Below are 18,392 nucleotides of genomic sequence, written 5' to 3' on the forward strand. Positions count from 1 at the left end.
TAAGCCACATAATAGAATCATTAATATGAAGATCAACGTTACAGAAACAACAATTTCAGTTATCTGTAGAGATGCATATCCTTTTGTAAATTCAGGATCTCCAAAATTGTAATCTTTTCATTCAGATTGAAAAAACTAAAACTACAAAATGCTTTAATTAGTTAGCATATCCTGATGTGTTAGAAAACTTGAAAATCTATATATAATATGATTTTAGGAAATTTCTTGAGATATCTAAGATGCTGGACATATTAAACGAACTGAAAGAAAAACTTCTCTTTTTTTTGAATAAGATGAAGGGGAAAAACGGATTTTACAAATATTCGCTCTCTGGAGATTTATACGATGAAAACGTACATTGGGGGCTTGGAAACTCCGTTTTTGCTTTAAAGATATATTATATGATTGATGCACTCAAACAAATCGACATAGATGCGATTTATGACTTCATTGTTTCATTTCAAAAATCAAATGGTTACTTTTACGATGATTATCTACATAGAAGAACACTTTCATGGGGAAGGATTTTTCGCTCATTAAAAAAACTTCGCTTACGAAATTTACTCAGAGGAAATGAAAAAAGGGCTGAAACTAGACAATCCTTTTCCACACTTTTTATGATTAATAAAAAACCACCTATTCCTTTTCGGAATTTTCCAAAATCAAAGAAATCTATAGATAAATATCTCTCTTCCTTAAATTGGAATATGCCATGGAACGCAGGCAGTCATTTTAGTCATTTAGTTTTCTTTTTATTTAATATGAAGAAATTTTACCCGAACCTTTTTGATTATGATGTTGACAAACTGACCAATCATGTCCTAGAATGGTTAAATAGGCGGCTTCAAAGGAATGATGGAAGTTGGTATATAGGAAATACGACATTGAGCCAAAAGATTAATGGTGCTATGAAAATAATTACAGGATTAAATATAATGGGCGAGCCAATTAATAATCCAGAGAAACTCATAGATTTGGCTTTAAATGCGATAAACAATAGACAAGCATGCGATAATTTTAACATCGTCTATGTTCTGTATAACTGCGCAAAAACGCTCAATTTCTCCTATAGACAGCATGAAATTGAAGAATTTTTCAAGGAAAGGTTAGAAATCTACCGCCAGTATTATTATGAAGATATTGGTGGATTTTCTTTTTATCCAAATAGATCAGATAGTAGTTATTACGGAGTAAAAATAACAAAAGGATTTAATGAACCTGATATTCATGGAACTGTAATGTTTACATGGGGGATAGGTTTCATCTTAGAAGCTTTAGGCATAAATAAAGAAATAGGTCTGAAATCATTCGAACCATAAGATTTTTGTTTAAAAATAAGGAATGAATTCTTACTCGAATTAAAACTTTACAAATGAACCTGCTGGTTAAAGAAAGCATCCTGACCTGTAAGATATGAGCAATAGTTAACATGAGTGAAAGATATGTATAAAGTGTTTTTAACAGGCGGCGAACCAATTAATTGGGCAACTGATGATGACCTCAATCTCTTACGCAAATGTTTATCACCGTTCTGTGAATTTACCAATCTTCAAAATTGTGATGTTATTCATTCAGTGAACTGGTATTGGCTAAGAGATATTGATCCTAAATATCTTGCGGAGAAATATGTAATCGCACACATCCCGCATGACGTTAGACATATGCTAATGCGTTCAGAATATCATAGGATACTGCCGTTTGTGGACAAATGGATTGTGATGTCCAAAAGGGCTAAGAAAATGCTTAAAGGTATAGGTTGTGAGGCGAATTATGTACCATATACTGTTGACTTGGAGATATTTCACAAAATAAATGGACGAGACGAAAATTTAGATGAATTTCGAAGGAAATATAGTATACCTAATGATAAATATCTCATAGGGAGTTTCCAAAGGGATACTAAAGCTAAAGATCTTAAAACACCTAAATATATGAAAGGACCTGATGTTTTTTTTGAGATAATCAAAAAACTCTATCAACAGAAAACAGATATTTGTGTAATATTAGCTGGACCGCGAAGGTTTTGGCTTATCAATCAATTTTTAAAATATTCAATTCCTTTTGTCTATATCGGAGAGAGGCTAAAGGAACTGAAAGATGATATCTTTATTAATAATCTTCCACAAGAAACCATCAATTATCTCTATAATATAATTGATCTTTATCTGGTAACCAGTCGCATAGAAGGTGGACCAAAAGCCCTGACAGAATGCGCTGCAACTAAATGCAAGATACTTAGTACAAATGTTGGTCACGCTGCTGATATTTTGGAAACAGAAACTATCTACTTTGATCCAATAGAAGGAATCGACCTAATAGTCAACGATATTGAAAATAATAGTTTGTTAAAGTTCATTGAACCTAATTATAGAAAAATATTAGAAGAACACACCCTGGAGAAAGTGAAGGGATATTGGGAGCGCATTTATCGTGAATTGACTAGCAGAAATGTACGAACAAAAACTGTTGGTAGACAGAAAGTTGAAGAAACAACTGAAATACCCTTTTTCGATCGTTTACATAATAAGTTTAGAAAACTTGGATTCATCACAATTTTACATACTTTTCATAAGCCACCTTGGGGTGGTGGCAATCAATTTCTAATTGCTTTGAAGAAAGCAATGCAAGCTAAGGGATGGAAAATCTCCACCAAACTGAGAAGCAATAATAAGATTTGTCTATTTAATTCTTTTTTATTTGATATGAACATCTTAAAGGATTCTGGAGTAAATTATAACCGTATCTGCATGATAAATAGAGTGGATGGACCCACATTTTTAGTGAGGGGTAAGGATAAAGACATAGATGATGCGATATTTAAACTTAATGAGATGGTAGCTGATTTTACTGTATTCCAATCTTATTGGAGTTATCAAAAAACTATTGAAATGGGGTATACTCCAAAAAGACCCATAGTCATTCCAAATGCAGTAGATCCAACAATTTTTCACAGTAAAGGACGAATTCCATTTTCTTCAGACAGAAAGATCCGCTTAATCTCTACAAGCTGGTCACGTAATCCACGCAAAGGATTCGAGGTATATAAATGGATTGAAGAAAACCTAGATTGGAGTAGATTCGAATATACTTTTGCTGGTAATACTCCCTTTGAATTTGAAAATATTTGTCATATTCGTCCTCAGCCTTCAAAAGCACTGGGAAGCATATTGCGTAATCATGACATCTACATTACTGCTAGTAAGAATGATCCTTGTTCAAATGCCCTTATTGAAGCTTTAGCATGTGGCTTACCCTCACTTTATCTGAATGAAGGAGGTCATCCTGAGATAGTAGGATATGGAGGACTTGGATTTAACAAAAAGGAAGAGATTCTGCCGTTATTAAATCGCTTAGTGAAGAATTATGAGTTATATCAAAACCTAATTTCAATTCCTACTCTGGATGAAATAACAGAGAAATATCTATCACTTTATAAAGTGTGGAAGACCTTGAAGAACGTCAATTAACTTTAATGCTAGCTGCAATAAAAGATAATAGCTTTCAGTATTGTTTATTAAAGGCTTTTAAAACTCTTGAGTGAGACTGAAAAGATCAAGTCCAAAAAGGGAGCAGACAAATGAAGTTATTGATGATTGGATTTGATGGACTGGAGCCTTCCATGATCACCAAATTTCCAACATTTAGAAAATTTCGAAAGAAAATCCACCTGTTACGTACTGTGCCAAGTACAATGACTGAGGAGGCGTGGGGCGCGATGTATACAGGCAGATCTCCTTCAGAGATCAACGTTATCGCCCTGTCTCGCGATCCAGATAGAGTTTCAACGTTAAAAGGGATCGGTGCACAGACAATATTTGAGGCTTTAGGAGAAGCAGGATTACAAATTGGATGTATTGGGATGCCAATGACGTTCCCTGTTAAAAATATCGATGCTTTCATGGTTGCCGGTTTTCCGATTACGGCTCCTCAATATCGGGATGATGATGAGTATTTCTACCCGCCTTCTATCAAAGAAATCGTCTTATCAACCTATTGTGCGTACTTATGGGCTAATGAGAAAATACCTCCGCGTAAAGAAGCTGTAACATTTGAAGCGATTGAGCATTCAATTGAAAGAGAATTGGAAAAAATAACTTGTATTCGCCAAATATTGAAGGAACTTGATTATTCCGATTTGGATTTCTTAGCAATTGGTTTTTCTTTTACCGATATTGCGGCTCATTGCCGCAGAATTTTTCCCATTGATCAAACTTATAAAGCAGCAGACAAGGCGCTAAAAGAGATTTTTAAGTTCTTTGAATTCGATAATTTGCTAATCGTCAGTGATCACGGATTAGCTATGGTGCCTTGGAGAGGAGAACCATTTAGAGAAAACCCTGAAACTACACATCGCCGGTATGGGACATTGATTTGTGTAGGAAAGGATATTGAACTCGCACTAAAACGAATCAAAAACAGAAGATATCTACAGTTTATCAGGAAAATGCGAAGCCGTCCAATTTCGTTCATATTAAAACTTATCCGAAAACTAAAGCGTGCATGGAAATTTAGAGAATATGGGATATTGTTTTATCTACTTAATTCTTTCGATATCACTGATGTGTATAGTCTTATAACCCACGTCTACGGACTCCCACAGGAATCAAAACTTGTGAAGCAAGAAGGTGAATACACTGAGGATGAACTCCGGTCAATCAAGAATCAGCTGGAACTCTTGGGATATATGTGAACTTTGAACAAGCGCACTAGTGATCAATTTTTATTAAAATATCCTCTAATTAAAAGAACGAGCAAATTAAATTCTTGAAATGTTATTTAAGTGAGGCTAGATTGATCTGAGTGGTTTGATTATGATCAATGAACCGATTATTAGTGTAGTAACGGCAGTTTATAACAGCGAAAAATATGTTCGTGAAGCTGTAGACAGCATTCTCAATCAGACTTTTAGAAATTTCGAGTTTATTATCATAAATGATGGATCTACCGATAAAACACAAGAAATTCTTGAGTCTTACAATGACCCACGCATTGTTCTGACTCATCAAAAACATATGGGGCTTACAAAATCATTAAACAAAGGAATCGCTCTAGCAAAGGGAAAATACATTGCACGACAAGATGCTGATGATATATCACTGCTGGATAGGCTCGAAAAGCAAATCGAATTTTTGGAACTTCACAAGGATATTGCACTCCTTGGTACTGCAGCTAAAATCATAGATATCAGAGGCTTTTATCTAAAAACAATCAAATACCCAATAGACCACTCTTCTCTAAGGATCGCTATTAAACATTCTAATCACTTTTGGCATGGTTCGGTGATGTTCAGAAGGCAAAGCTTTTTTGAATTAGGAGGATATCGAGAAATACTCTTTACAGCACAAGATTACGACCTATGGTTGAGGTTTGTGGAGAAATTCAAGGTTGCAAATCTATCAGATCCTCTCTACAAATATCGTCTTAACTATCTTTCACTTTCCTTCAAAAAAATTGTTTATCAAAGGAGAATGGCAATATTTGCAAGAGAATTGGCTCGTGCAAGAAAAGAAGGGATTGAAGAGAAGTTGATCATCAATGTATTGGAGAATTTCTTGAAACTACCCTTGAGCGTAGCTGAAAAGAGAGAACTCATTCAAATTTACAACCCATGGGGTCGATTGTTATTGAGACATAAAAAGAAAAACCAAGCCTTTTTATTGATGAATGAGATTTTTGAATATCATCCTTCTAGTCTATTTAAATTACTTTTTAAAATCACAAAAACGTTCAAGTCAGCATTCTTTCTTGAGGTGCTTATAAGAATGTGGTTCTTCCTTGAGAAACTTAGAGGATTAAGAAAAACGTCACAATATTTTGAATACACTACTGTCCCTCTACTCCCGCTAGATTTTTCTTATTAGCATCTGTCAGTTTTAATCTACTTTCCAAATTATCTGAACCATTGCTTTAGTCTTACTATCGCTCTAAACGAGAGATATGCAGCAGCATTCAATAGAAGAAAGATCGCTGCAAGCGCTATTCCGAAAAAGAGACCTGGAATTGCACTATTTATAAGCGTATAGGGATTCATCTCACCAAGGCGCATTAATCCTCTTGCTAACACTGGAATCATAATTATATACACAGGCGTGCGTAACCTTCTTGAGAGTTTCCTGGTTATCGTTAATGGAACCACAGAAGCGAAGAAGAGCATTATGCCACGTGAGTAATTCCCTAATTCTAAGAACTCAGAGAATGTAAGAAGAAACAGTGATATGTCTGCAGCCAATATTCGAGGGGCTCCGGTTACGGGGCCAATGCCCGATGTAACAAAAACCACTGCCAATCCTATAATGAATGGACCAAAATAGGGGGATACCGTAAGTACACCTATCCCTCCTAATAGGCAAACAAAAAGTGTGAAATCGAGTTTTATGATATTGTTGTTGTGATTAATTAGGATTATTGTAACTATTCCTAAGGCGCTGAATGCAGCACGCAAAAGATTGCCTCCTCCAAAAGAAGGAAACGGTGGAGGAAGGCTTGGAAGGTATCCAACCAAAGTCATTGGATATCCGTCAACAACTCCTGATGCACCATGAACTGCAGGAAGGACTGTTAATAACTTGCCTACAGAAAAGAGAGAAATCATACTAAAAGAAAATACCGCGAAAGTTGATAAAATCGCTTGTAAAAACACTTCAGTCATTGATTTTGTAGATGGAGGTGTCGCGGCTGCAGTTACTACCATTCCAGCAGCATAGAAATGTAACAGGGATAGAAATGCAATAATGGAGCAGGTTTCTATAAATAGTTCAGAAGATGGTTCATATAACCGATGAAGTTTTTGTCTCTGTTTGTATATACTTCCAACATGTCCATTTACACTGTTCAATGGAATTATCCTTAAATTATCGCCCCTTCCAGCATTGAATTCTTTAAGTATCGCTGATGCAAGTGGAGTGCCTTGCTGTTCCTCTAATATTATTAATCTTACACCTGATTCAGAAGATACAATGATATCATCTACGATATATTGCGCTGGATTTGGATGATATCCTACGATGAAGATATCAATTTGTTTCACATCTCGTAATTGATTTAATCGTTTTTGAACTGACCAATAGTGAAATATCTTCGCATGTGGATATTTAACGTGAATATTATCGGATATTTCGTTAAAATTGTCTGCGATGACAACAATTGTTGCATCTGGATTGGGTCCTACTGATATTGATAATGAAACCATTAGCATAGTTGTAAATATATAGAACGCAATAGCAAAGCGCATAGGCTGAATCTGACGAATCATGTAATTGCATTTTTTATAAATGCCTGATCGGGTGATTTTCCTTATACTTCGTTGGAAATATCTTTGTGTAGTTGATATATACATAAATGGGATGATCAGGAAGGCTGGAATTGAGAGAAGCGTCGAATAAATCTTCAATCTCTTGGGTTGATAGGCAATATGTAGATAAAGCCCACTGTTCACTCTCACGGTAAGTTCGCGTTCAGTATATCTGATAGTAGAATCTTCCCTTACTCCCCAGGGAAATCCATACAAAAATTCGGCATCAATTGGCAGTATAAACGACATGTAGTATTGGACATCATAGGAAAGATTGTTAATTCTAATAAATCCAATCGTTGATTCCGCATAGTAGATTTTCATATAATTCCGATACATTATCGAAAGTAAGTTTTGTTCTTCGTATTCTACAGAGATTTTGGCATAGCCTGTCGTTCTCGGGATATTAAATTCTATCACGTTATGACCCCAAACGTCTTGGCCATACTTATACGAAATGAATGATGGATTTCGAATTGCTTTTACTTCTCCAAAGTAGGGAACTGAGAGAACAGGGTTTGTTTCAGGATGTTTTATGATGAATATTTCTGCATCAATGACGGTAGAGGACGTTGGTTCGCCATATACTGCAAACTGATCGCTTAGATAAAACGTCTGAGTTATAAATGCAGTATTTTTCGTAATATCTGGCACTTGGTTTTTTGAATCTGCGGGGACAAGTGTTGTATTATTAACGTGAGAAATAGAAGTCGCGCTGCTATATGACGATAAAACGAATAATGTAGAAATTATAATGACCAATAATATGAAAATTCGCCGTTGTTTCATTCTAACGCCTATTAACTTACTTTCATTTTTTTTTAAGTCTTCTGATTATTACTTTAATTCCAAATAAATCTTTTCAAGTTGTGCTGCTAATTCTTCGTATGTATATTGTCTTGCTTTTTTTCTTCCTGCGTTTCCAAGTGCTTTACTTAATTCTGGGGTAAGAAGAATTTGTTTTATTTTAGAGGCTAATTCCCCATAATCTCCATATTTTACTAAAAATCCTTCTTTTTTGTCAGTCACTACATTTGGAATGCTTCCAGCATTTGTAGCAACAATAGGCTTTCCTTGAGCCATCGCTTCAACTAAAACTTGACCAAATCCTTCGTATCCACTAGGTAAAACAAAAACATCACACGAAGCATAAGCCTGCATTTTTTCTTTAATATTGTAGATCGGATCAAAGATATGTACATAATCTTCTACATGAAGTTTTTTACTTAGATTTTCAAGAATTTTTTTGTAGTTAACTTGGTCTGGTCCTATAATAACAAATTTTGCATCTGGTATATCCTTAATAATATTTGGAACTGCTTTTATTAGGACTTGTGGACCTTTCATCGGATGAAGCCTGCCTAAGTATAATATAATAGGTCCATCAATTCCATATCTCTTCTTGAAAATATCGCCATTATATTCTTCAAGACTTTCTGATCGTATCCCTGAGGGTGTAATCCTTATTTGGTCCTTTTTGGCACCCATTTTTAGAATCGGATCTATTAAAAGACTGGTTCGAATTAAAAGCCTGTCATAACGCCTTAAAACCATTCGCGAAAAATACTTATCAAAAAGCGCTAATGGAATATACTTAACTGGGCGTCGTGGTACAAGATGATGAATATCATAAATCATTAGGACTGTTCTTATATCTTTTAATAGGTTTAATAAGGGTACAAGCATCGCATGCGTCGTTATATAGTCGTATACATGGATTACATCGAATTTCTCTCTCAAAATTCGAAATAGAAGTGTTGGCCAAAACTTTAGCCGATAACTAATATCAAGTAGGATTGGCAGCCGATGAATGTGTATTCCTTCGAAGATTTCTTCCGAAGGCCCTAATGATTTCCCATCTTTAGCATTTACTGTAAAAATGTGAACCTCATGACCTCTTTTGACTAACTCTTTCGAAATATTACGTATATACCACTCTATGCCGCCTATCATTGCAGGATAAAAATATACGCTCACTTGCGCGATTTTCATTTTCTATGAGATCCCTCATTAAATAAATTATATAGATTTAGTGGTATTGATGATGAACTATTTATCTTCTTAAGTGAAATTGATTACTCAATATTGATTATAATTATGTCTCGTAGTGGGATGATCCATTGAATATCACGACATCTGATTCTAGTAATTCGCCTGTAAATGTTTCTGTGATATTATCATTCTATAATGATGAAAATTATGTTAAGGATTGTCTACAATCTCTAGTGATGCAAGACCTGAGTTCATTTGAAATCATTTGTTTATTTGACAAGGGAAGCACTGATCGAACTTATAAAGAGTTAAAGAAATTTGAATATGAACCTAGAATAATCATCTGTGAAATTGATCATGTTGATAGATCCACAGCAAGAAACATTGGGCTTTCGAGATCCAATGGCAGTATAGTAGTATTTTGTGAAACAGACGCGTTATATCGACCTGATTTTCTTTCAACGATATACAAAACAATTAGCAAAGGTTATGATATGGTTCATCCGATTGGAGATGGTCTCAATGTAGCTAATAACCTTACTAGTTTGCTAGAGGCAGAGATATGGGCAAGAAATAGAAAAATGAAAGAAGGCACAAATACGCCTCAATCTGCGTGGGCCTTTAAAAGGCATATACTTGAGGAAACTGGTGGGTTCAAACAAAGTGTAGAAATAGCTGAAGATAGAGAATTATGGGCTCGTGCATCTAAACTTGGTTATACAACTGCTATAACACCTCACGAAGTATGGAGTCATCGTCTTACAGATTCTTGGATACAGTTTTTAAAACGCTCATTCAGACATGGCAGAGGGCGACAGGCATTCATAGACACTTACGGTTTATCAAAAAGAGACAAGATTCGGTTCTTTTTTACACTTTTTGGCACACTTTTTATTCCCTGCTTGATCTGGCTGCTTCAACGCTTTTTTGTATCATTAATCATTGGATTTACGTTAGCATTTGTACTATTCTATTTTCTAATGACAATAAGAGCAAGATATCTTTTCAAAAACAAATTAGACTTGAGAGTTCTTGTTTTGTATCCCCTTTTAATGTTAATTCGCAACCTTTTTTTTAGTTATGGCTTATTAATTTCCGTTGTATCATTATACTTAACTCGTTTTTGGAGAACTATCAGAAAGATTAATTAGTAAATTTACTATCCTCCAACAATTTGAGGGATCTTTCTTGCGAGGTAATGATAAAATAGTTTGTCGACTGGTCAGATCCTTTCCACAAAAAGGTCGAATGACTTTTGGGTTAGAACCGGTATTCTATTTTATTTCCAAAGAGCAGGTCAAACTAGGGGCTGAAGTTCACGTAATTGCTGCAATAGATAAACACACTCCTCAATTAGAATCTCCTGATGGCATTATTGTACATAGAGTAAGAAATCCGTATAATTTCTATGCAATTAAAAAACTAAAGGAATTAGATAAATCAAGAGGCATTGATATAGTTCACACACATGCCACAGCGAGTCTTCTATACAGCCTAACAAGACGTTTTACTACTGTAAAGAAACCATTATTTAATCATATTCACACTACCACACTTGGGGGTATGGCACAGGATATTGCCTCACCTGTACAATATTCATTTTCTGCTGCAATAAGGACAAATTTTTGGAATAAGTTTTCTCTTTTAAGACAAAAAGCTATGTGGAAGAGAGCTGATATTTTAATTGCAGTTAGTAATGCAATAAAAGAGGAATTAGTGCAATATTATGGAATTCCAAGCCAAAAAATCCGTGTTATACATAATGGAGTAGATATTGATTTATTTCATAAAGTAAAAGAAGGTTTAAAACTAAAGGAACAACTTGGTTTAAGTGAAAAAAGAGTAGTGCTTTTTGTTGGACATTTTGGTCTAAGAAAAGGTCTTCCTTACTTATTAAAAGCGATACCAAAGGTTTCCAAACGTATTCCGAATGTATTTTTTCTGGCAGTTGGAGGGACACCGAAATGGCTACGAACAGATGTATACTGGAATATACTCAGAGAAAATATCAAAAATCTTAAGATTACTCCTTTTGTAGGATTGATGGATAAGATCCCAAATCAAGAATTACCGAAATATTATTCGATGGCAGATGTTTTTGTACTTCCAACTCTCTATGATCCATGTCCAAAAGTCATTCTTGAGGCAATGGCATGTGAAACTCCTATAATTGCATCGAAGGTTTCAGGAATTCCTGAATTAATCAACGATGAACATGAGGGAATTCTTATTCCCTCAAAAAGCTCAAATCTACTTGCAGATAAGATAATAGATCTCTTAGAGCATCAAGATGATGCCAAACTGATGGGAGAAAATGCAAGGTCACGAGTTGAAAACGATTTCACATGGAATTTATGTGCAAAAAAAATATTACAACTATACAATGATGAATTAGAAGGTGCTTAATTGAGCAGAAACGTATCATCATTGATTTCTGTCATCATTATCACATATAACCGTTGTAGAGAATTAGAGCGTTGTTTGGATTCGTTAATGGCTCAAAAAAATACAAATTTCGAAATTGTTGTAGTTGATGGTGGTTCAACAGATTGTACTATCGATCTAATTAAGCAGTATCCTATTAAGTTCGTTAGGGAATCAAAGAGATCTGGAATTTCAGCAGCACGTAATCTAGGTATTTCTAACAGTAAGGGTGGTATAGTTGTTTTTCTTGATGATGATGCAATAGCTGAAAAGGACTGGTTAAAAAGCCTTGTTAAACCCTTTGAAGACGAAAGAATTGCTGGAGTAAGCGGAAAGGTAATTCCTATTACAAATACTTTGTTCAATCGCGAATTTGCTCCTGATTATGATCAAGGTCCAGATATTAAAGAAACAAAATATTTTGTTGGATGTAACATGGCTTTCAGAAAATCTGCTTTAATTGAGGCTGGTTATTTCGATACGAAAATAAAATATGGTCACGATGAAAATGAACTTTGTTCGAGACTTTTGAGTGCAGGTTATCTTTTAGTCTATACGCCTTATGCAGTAGCGCATCACGACTACGTTCCATCGTTTTCTGCGCTTCTTAGAAAGAAATTTAAGTTGGGAAAAAGTCGGGCATATTTGGAAAAAAAGTTGGGACATCATTCAGACAGTAAAAAAAGAATAATCTATATCATTCTAATTCCTGTTGCAATAGTTGTTCTCTCGCTGGGTGCTGTTTCGTTTTATTTAAGTATGTTTAAGCCATATTTTTGGTGTTCAGTATTTTTAACAATCTGTTACGTTGTCTTACTTACAGCCGTGATTAAATATAGATCAAAAAAATCAATAATAGGCGCTTTTTTAACAATATTTACAGAATTTGTGAGAGAACTCGGGAAGATTTATGGCAGGTTATTCCCTCTAACAGATTAAATTAAAGAAGGCACTATTATGAGCTTCGTATCAATTGTAATTCCTACAAGAAACGAGGAAAAGAATATTGAGACGTGCCTACGAAGTATCCTTAACTTAGATTTTCCCCAAGAAAGGTATGAAATTCTCGTCATTGATGGAAAGTCCACTGATAGAACAGTTGAAATCGCATCGAAATATCCTGTCCGCATTATCGAAAATCCAAAATATAAGATAGGACCTGCACATAATATAGGCGTTAAGGAAGCTAAAGGCGATATTATCGCTTTTACTGATGCGGATGTAAGGGTAGATGTTCATTGGCTTACGTTTTTAGTTGAGCATTTCACTAATCCAGATGTTGGATGCGTAATTGGTGGACAAGCCTGCGTTTTTGGAGACAAATTCATCTCACAGATAAGAGCAGCATTTCATGACTATTATAACGCAAAGGTGTCCAATGCACTTAATAGAGAGCCACACAAAGTAACTTGGAGAAGTATGTCTACCTATGGGACTGCAATTAGAAAGGATGCTCTTATCAAAATAGGGGGATTTGATGAAAGTATTGACTACCCAGACAAGGATATCGGCTATAGACTCTCACAAGATTATCAAATAATTAAGGACAGGAGAGCAGTAATTCGTCATTACCTTAACAAACCTTTCAAAAAGTATTGCAAACAAATTTATCGGACAAGTATCACAGAAGGGACACTATATAGACGATATGGAGTTTTTCTTAATAAAAAATCAATTATCATTTCATTACTGGTCTTAACTTTACTCTTTGGCTATCTATTCTCCCCAATCCTCTTATTTGCATCCGTAATATCCTCTATAAGAGCTTTTGGACTGTTATTTCTACCTATTATTGGATTGATAGGTTATTACTTTATCAAGGGGCTCAAAATTAAAATAAAGCAGAGAATTGGTATAAAAGGACTTTTAGTCCTACCATTTGTTTCACTACTATTTATTATACTGAAAAGCTTTGGAATGATAAGAGGTCTAATACGACTTGATGTAAAGGGAATATATCCGCCAAGAGGCATAAAAATAGAAAGTTAAATTCTCTAACCATGGTTTATTTGATAAAGTAGGTAACTCCAGCCTTCCAGACTATTGGAAATATTCAGTACTAACTCAAAGTGATAGAATTCAATCAAATAGTCCATTAACCTAGGAGTAGATTTTGGTTCATCTATCAGTAAAAACACATTTCTATCATGCTCTAAAAACCAATTGAGTATTTGTTTTAGTTCTTCTTCCTTTCCTTCTATACTTTGATACCATTGAGGGTGATATGTAATATATATTGTGTACCTTTCAGCATAAATTCGTAGTGGAGTTGTCAGTGCACCACAAAGGATTACTGAGTCTTCTTGCGTTGTATTTTTTATTTGACAGACTGCGTCAAGTTTACTCTTTGTGAGCCCCGAACTGCTGGTATTGAGCCATTCTCGATTCGGTAGTAATGGATGGTATCGTACTGTGATCGATAGCACACATAGTATCAAAATCATTGTCGTTAACCCCTTAGTTAAGTTTTTTTCATATGGAATCCCTTTTATGAATCGATAAATTTCCTGTAAGCCTTTTCCTGAGAATATTGCTAAAATAGGAAAAGCTGGGAGCATGAATCGTCCCACAGAGTATATATAGAAGGCATAAGGGGCAAAGGTTGCGATAATGCATCCTAGAAGAAATAGCGCTCTCTTCTGATTTTTTTTGAAAAACACGTAGAACCCAATAAAAGCTATTGGTATAAACACTCCAAAATTCCATACGATCTCTTGTGCATATATGATAATCTGTTGGACTAATCTCTGTAGAGCAAACTCATAATATATCGAAAGAATCCAACTTTGACTTTTTAGAGGAGTACCGAAAAGTAAATTGTTGTATATAAGTGCAGGGCTTGCTACAGTGACTATAGTTCCAAAATAAATATACAGTCTAGCATCAGTAATGATTTGCGGTTTTTCTACAACTATTAATAATATTACGGGAATAACTATAAGGATGTTTGTTGGACGCGTTAGAATAGCATATCCAAAACTAGCGCCAGAAAAAAGGAAAAAACGTATACCATTATTCTTCTTTTGTTTTAGAAGACAAAAAATTGACAAGATTATACAAAATTCAGAAATTATATCGCTTAAAGTAAAGCCACAAAGAATTAGATGTATAGGATTAAAGGCGAGAGCCGAGACAGAGATTGCTGCTATCTGATTTCGCTTTATATCATTTTTAAAGATTTCTTTTGCACAAAAGTATGTTACAAGATTAGTCAAAAATCCAAAAACCACATTCACATAAAGTGCTGCGTTTTTTCCAAATAATATAATACTTAATGCAAAAACTAGCGGTGCTCCAATGGATTTGTCAGCATATACCTTTCCTGTTGTTCGATCATATACATAAGTATTCGGGATTGTTAAGAAGTTTAGATCGGACTTTCCATTCAATAATTCATTCATCAAAGGTATGAGCGGATCCTCATAGTAAAATGACGAGAGTGTGGGATTTTCTGAAAATCGTACTGCCATAAAATAGAACGTTGCGGCGTCTGCCCCGCTTACACCAGCTGGAACTATCAAAATATACTCCAAAGCACTTGTTAACAGGATTATTATAACAAAAAGCATGGGTAGCTTTGATTCTATTTTCTCTTTTTTACAAAATAAGCCACTAAGTTGAATACTGCAAAATAGCGTCCATAAGGAAATCAAGAAGAGAATAGATAATGTTGTACGAATGAAATTGCCTAAAAGTAGATAGAAGATTATTGAAAGTGGTAGCAATACAACAGGTAAAGATGCAAAGATGAATATCCGAAATCTGTGCGTAACTATTTGTATCCTACTTTTTTGAGCAATAATCCATGTTACAAAAGCGAAGCCAAAAGAAATCATTATTGGGATCAATGATAGAAGTCCAAATATGTTAACAAGGTGAATCTCTGCTACAAAGAGATAAAAAAACAGATAGGTTAATAATATGATACTAATTTCTAATACGGCGATTTTTGCAAACTCACCTGGTTTTTCTTCTGTTAATGAGTCATATGATTTCTTATCAAGCAAGAAAACGCCAATTATGGTGTCTATTAGACCCATTCGTCTTACACCGTTAATTCGCTGCAATAATAATACTGTAATTTGTGTTAATCTTCTTCTAAAAACTACATGATTTGGGAATACACTTTTTCATAAGCGCTGGCTATTACTTCCCAATCGTATTCTTTCTCAATTCTATGTCTTGCATTGAATCCTAATTCTTCGGCCAAATTATGATCGGTGAGTAACGCTATCATTCGTGCCGCTAATTGCCTAATGTCCCCAGGTTGAACTAAATATCCTGTTCTTTCATCAATTATTAAGTCCTTTGGCCCACCTATATTTGTAGCTATTGCTGGTTTTCCACATGCCAAGGCTTCTACCAACGCCCGACCAAAAGGTTCTCTCAGACTCGGAAGGACGAAAATATCGCAACTGCTATAAACGGTGATCATTTTATTATTTGGAATTGGGTCAGTATGAAATTTTATGGAATCTTCTATCCCCAAATGACTTGCTAAGTTTTTTAAAGGCAGATGTAGCGATCCTTTTCCCAAAATTACCAGTTTTGCTGAGGGTACCTTCTTTGTTACATACTTCATTGCCTTTATCAAATTTGGTAATCCTTTATTTGGGTGAAGCCGAGCAACTGTCAAAATAAGTGGTGAATTTTCATACCCTAAAGTTTGCTTGAATGTGGTATCATCTTTTGGATAAAACTCTTTAATATCAACACCCGCTGGTATAACTTTAATTTTTTCAGCCAGCGCTTTATTTGTTACTAAGAATTCTTTGGCAGCTGTAGATCTAGCAACTATAGCATCAGCACTCCTCTGAACTATTTTGCATATACTTTTTTCGTAAAGTTGATAAACTTGTTTCCAAGGAGATCTCGGGTAGTAGTAGCGTTCCTGTGTATACATAAATGGGATTCCTTTAACTTTACAACTTAGCATTGCAAACAATGTGACCGGTTGAAAGTCTTCATGAGCATGCACTAAATCATAATCAGATTCAAGGATCTCGGGAATAATGGTTGGAACAAAGGGCTGTTCTGGGAAATCAGATAGTGTAGGTAAATAGATTACTTTAAAACCATCAACGGTTTGTTCCTTTCTTGTTCCAAGCCCAAAATACTTCTCTTTGCTAAAGAACTTCCTCATTCGTCTATTAGAAGTCAAAATGGTAACTTGGTGTCTTTTTGAGAGGGTTTCGGCTAAACCGTACTCATGTTGCTTAAAAAAGGTCGTGAAGTAAGGACTAATTACGGCAATTTTCAATATAGTATCACTCAATTGAGTTTCTAAGATTTTATGATTGGTTGAATATGGTTTTCTTTTTAAAAATATTATTTCCTAAAATGAGTTATATAATCAAAGCGCTTCTTAATATCAGTTCGATCTTTTTTGTAACGCCTTTCCATGTATATTTCTTTTCAACTTCTTTTCTGGCATTAATTCCTATTTTTTTAGATAGTTTACGGTTTTCCAAAAGGAAAAGTATTGCATTGGCTAAATCTTCTATGTTTCCTGGCTCAAATAAACATCCAGTTGCTTTATCCCTAATAATTGTAGGGATACTTCCACACGAAGATGTGACTATGGGTTTCCCACATGCCATATATTCGAAGAGCTTGATTGGTGAATAGAAAAAGCCAAATTTTCGTGTTTCTGCATAAGCTGATGGATTGTACGGAGCAGCCAGTATATCACATGCATTTAAATAACTAGGAACCTCGTTATATGGAATTAAGTCAGTAAAAATAAAGTAGTTCTCTAAATTCATTTTATGTACCATAGGTAAAACTCTTTCAGATGAATTAGGTCCTATCATCAAAAATCTAACTTGATCAGTTTTTGAAATTACCTTTTTGCTTGCTTTTACTAAGTCCAGGACACCATGCCATTCCGCAAAGCAGCCTGCATAACCTACTATTGAAAGGTTCTCAAGGCCATATTTTCTTCGAATTCTTGTTCCATCTATTTCTGGAGTGAACATCTCAATATTTGCAGCAGCGGTGACAAGTTCTGTCTTATTAAGATATTTCTTTGGAAGGATATCATAAGAGTACGCAATAATTTTCCTTGCTATTTTTAAGGAAATTTCTTTAAAATTTGTCCCTATTATTTCTGATACCATTGCGCGGCTGCTAAAAACACTTGCGATCGTTCCTGCACCTAAGGAAGACCCACGTTCAAGAATAACATCAATTTTATATTTTTTAGCAATTTTAGCAATGATAATTGCAAAGTAAAGAGGAAACACATACTTTAAATATAGCATATAGAGTTTTATGAGGATTGAGCGGAATACTGATTGTTTTTGAACGATTTTCTCTACCATCATATCTTCAAAATCTGAACGTGGCTTAATGGGGAACACAATGCCTCTGTAATATCTATGAACGAATAGATTACCTATTTTTGCAAATTTTCTCTCTGTCTTTGAGAGCCGTCGGCATATTACATGAACTTCATTTCCCAAATTGACTAAATTTTTGGCTATTTCTATCGTATGTGTGCTAGATCCTCTAAAAAGCTGAGGCGCAACATCAAGAGCAACATACGCTATTTTCATAGATTTCTTCTTTTCTATAGCCACTGAAGACACCCAAGATTGGAATCATATGATGCAATCGTGGTTATGATTTTAAAGGTTCATGCGATACTATGCTGGACAAAGTTAGAAAGTATAAAATTTATTTC

General features: G+C 34.8%; 13 protein-coding genes. 8 read left to right on the plus strand and 5 right to left on the minus strand.

Going from position 1 to position 18,392, the window contains the following annotated elements:
• Positions 1–239 precede the first annotated feature (239 nt).
• From QVB70_RS06220 to QVB70_RS06235, 4 genes are all read left to right on the plus strand, one after another.
• Complete coding sequence (locus tag QVB70_RS06220; protein ID WP_287584493.1) at positions 240–1,319, plus strand: hypothetical protein; 1,080 nt, start codon at positions 240–242, stop codon at positions 1,317–1,319.
• Between the two features lie 123 nt (positions 1,320–1,442).
• Positions 1,443–3,467 carry a glycosyltransferase gene (locus tag QVB70_RS06225; protein WP_287584494.1) on the plus strand — a complete coding sequence of 675 codons (2,025 nt, stop codon included), beginning with the start codon at positions 1,443–1,445 and terminating at the stop codon, positions 3,465–3,467.
• Positions 3,468–3,577: 110 nt separating this feature from the next.
• Complete coding sequence (locus QVB70_RS06230) at positions 3,578–4,690, plus strand: alkaline phosphatase family protein (RefSeq protein WP_287584496.1); 1,113 nt, start codon at positions 3,578–3,580, stop codon at positions 4,688–4,690.
• 121 nt (positions 4,691–4,811) lie between these two features.
• Complete coding sequence (locus QVB70_RS06235) at positions 4,812–5,861, plus strand: glycosyltransferase (protein WP_287584498.1); 1,050 nt, start codon at positions 4,812–4,814, stop codon at positions 5,859–5,861.
• Between the two features lie 29 nt (positions 5,862–5,890).
• Here the strand turns inward: QVB70_RS06235 and QVB70_RS06240 are convergent, their stop codons facing one another.
• Positions 5,891–8,080: a hypothetical protein gene (locus QVB70_RS06240; RefSeq protein WP_287584500.1), complete on the minus strand. Its 2,190-nt coding sequence runs from the start codon at positions 8,078–8,080 to the stop codon at positions 5,891–5,893.
• Positions 8,081–8,128: 48 nt separating this feature from the next.
• Entirely contained in the window at positions 8,129–9,283 is a 1,155-nt protein-coding gene (locus tag QVB70_RS06245) for a glycosyltransferase family 4 protein (RefSeq protein WP_287584502.1), read from the minus strand.
• Positions 9,284–9,411: 128 nt separating this feature from the next.
• On the opposite strand from QVB70_RS06245, the gene QVB70_RS06250 reads away from it, so the two are divergent.
• The 4 genes from QVB70_RS06250 to QVB70_RS06265 are packed head-to-tail and all read left to right on the plus strand — an operon-like array spanning position 9,412 to position 13,696.
• Complete coding sequence (locus tag QVB70_RS06250) at positions 9,412–10,434, plus strand: glycosyltransferase family 2 protein (RefSeq protein ID WP_287584504.1); 1,023 nt, start codon at positions 9,412–9,414, stop codon at positions 10,432–10,434.
• Between the two features lie 37 nt (positions 10,435–10,471).
• Positions 10,472–11,689, plus strand: coding sequence for a glycosyltransferase family 4 protein (locus QVB70_RS06255; protein WP_287584507.1), 1,218 nt, complete (start codon positions 10,472–10,474; stop codon positions 11,687–11,689).
• A complete protein-coding gene (locus tag QVB70_RS06260) occupies positions 11,690–12,646 on the plus strand; it encodes a glycosyltransferase family 2 protein (protein WP_287584510.1) in 957 nt (318 codons plus the stop codon).
• A gap of 18 nt (positions 12,647–12,664) precedes the next feature.
• Positions 12,665–13,696, plus strand: coding sequence for a glycosyltransferase (locus QVB70_RS06265; RefSeq protein WP_287584512.1), 1,032 nt, complete (start codon positions 12,665–12,667; stop codon positions 13,694–13,696).
• Positions 13,697–13,701: 5 nt separating this feature from the next.
• Here QVB70_RS06265 and QVB70_RS06270 read toward each other — a convergent pair whose 3' ends face one another.
• The 3 genes from QVB70_RS06270 to QVB70_RS06280 form a co-directional block, all read right to left on the minus strand.
• A complete protein-coding gene (locus QVB70_RS06270) occupies positions 13,702–15,747 on the minus strand; it encodes a glycosyltransferase family 39 protein (protein ID WP_287584514.1) in 2,046 nt (681 codons plus the stop codon).
• Positions 15,748–15,812: 65 nt separating this feature from the next.
• Positions 15,813–16,967 carry a glycosyltransferase family 4 protein gene (locus QVB70_RS06275; RefSeq protein ID WP_287584516.1) on the minus strand — a complete coding sequence of 385 codons (1,155 nt, stop codon included), beginning with the start codon at positions 16,965–16,967 and terminating at the stop codon, positions 15,813–15,815.
• Between the two features lie 85 nt (positions 16,968–17,052).
• Positions 17,053–18,288 (minus strand): glycosyltransferase family 4 protein, encoded by a 1,236-nt coding sequence (locus tag QVB70_RS06280; protein WP_287584518.1) that lies wholly within the window; start codon positions 18,286–18,288, stop codon positions 17,053–17,055.
• Positions 18,289–18,392: the final 104 nt, after the last annotated feature.

This window comes from Candidatus Borrarchaeum sp., assembly GCF_019058535.1.
In the GTDB taxonomy this organism is placed as follows: Archaea; Asgardarchaeota; Sifarchaeia; order Borrarchaeales; family Borrarchaeaceae; genus Borrarchaeum; species Borrarchaeum weybense.

Coding starts and splice junctions, on each gene's coding strand:
- QVB70_RS06265 (WP_287584512.1), top strand. CDS start 12,665: ATGAGCTTCGTATCAATTGTAATTCCTACAAGAAACGAGGAAAAGAAT.
- QVB70_RS06240 (WP_287584500.1), bottom strand. CDS start 8,080: ATGAAACAACGGCGAATTTTCATATTATTGGTCATTATAATTTCTACA.
- QVB70_RS06220 (WP_287584493.1), top strand. CDS start 240: ATGCTGGACATATTAAACGAACTGAAAGAAAAACTTCTCTTTTTTTTG.
- QVB70_RS06235 (WP_287584498.1), top strand. CDS start 4,812: ATGATCAATGAACCGATTATTAGTGTAGTAACGGCAGTTTATAACAGC.
- QVB70_RS06225 (WP_287584494.1), top strand. CDS start 1,443: ATGTATAAAGTGTTTTTAACAGGCGGCGAACCAATTAATTGGGCAACT.
- QVB70_RS06245 (WP_287584502.1), bottom strand. CDS start 9,283: ATGAAAATCGCGCAAGTGAGCGTATATTTTTATCCTGCAATGATAGGC.
- QVB70_RS06270 (WP_287584514.1), bottom strand. CDS start 15,747: ATGGGTCTAATAGACACCATAATTGGCGTTTTCTTGCTTGATAAGAAA.
- QVB70_RS06230 (WP_287584496.1), top strand. CDS start 3,578: ATGAAGTTATTGATGATTGGATTTGATGGACTGGAGCCTTCCATGATC.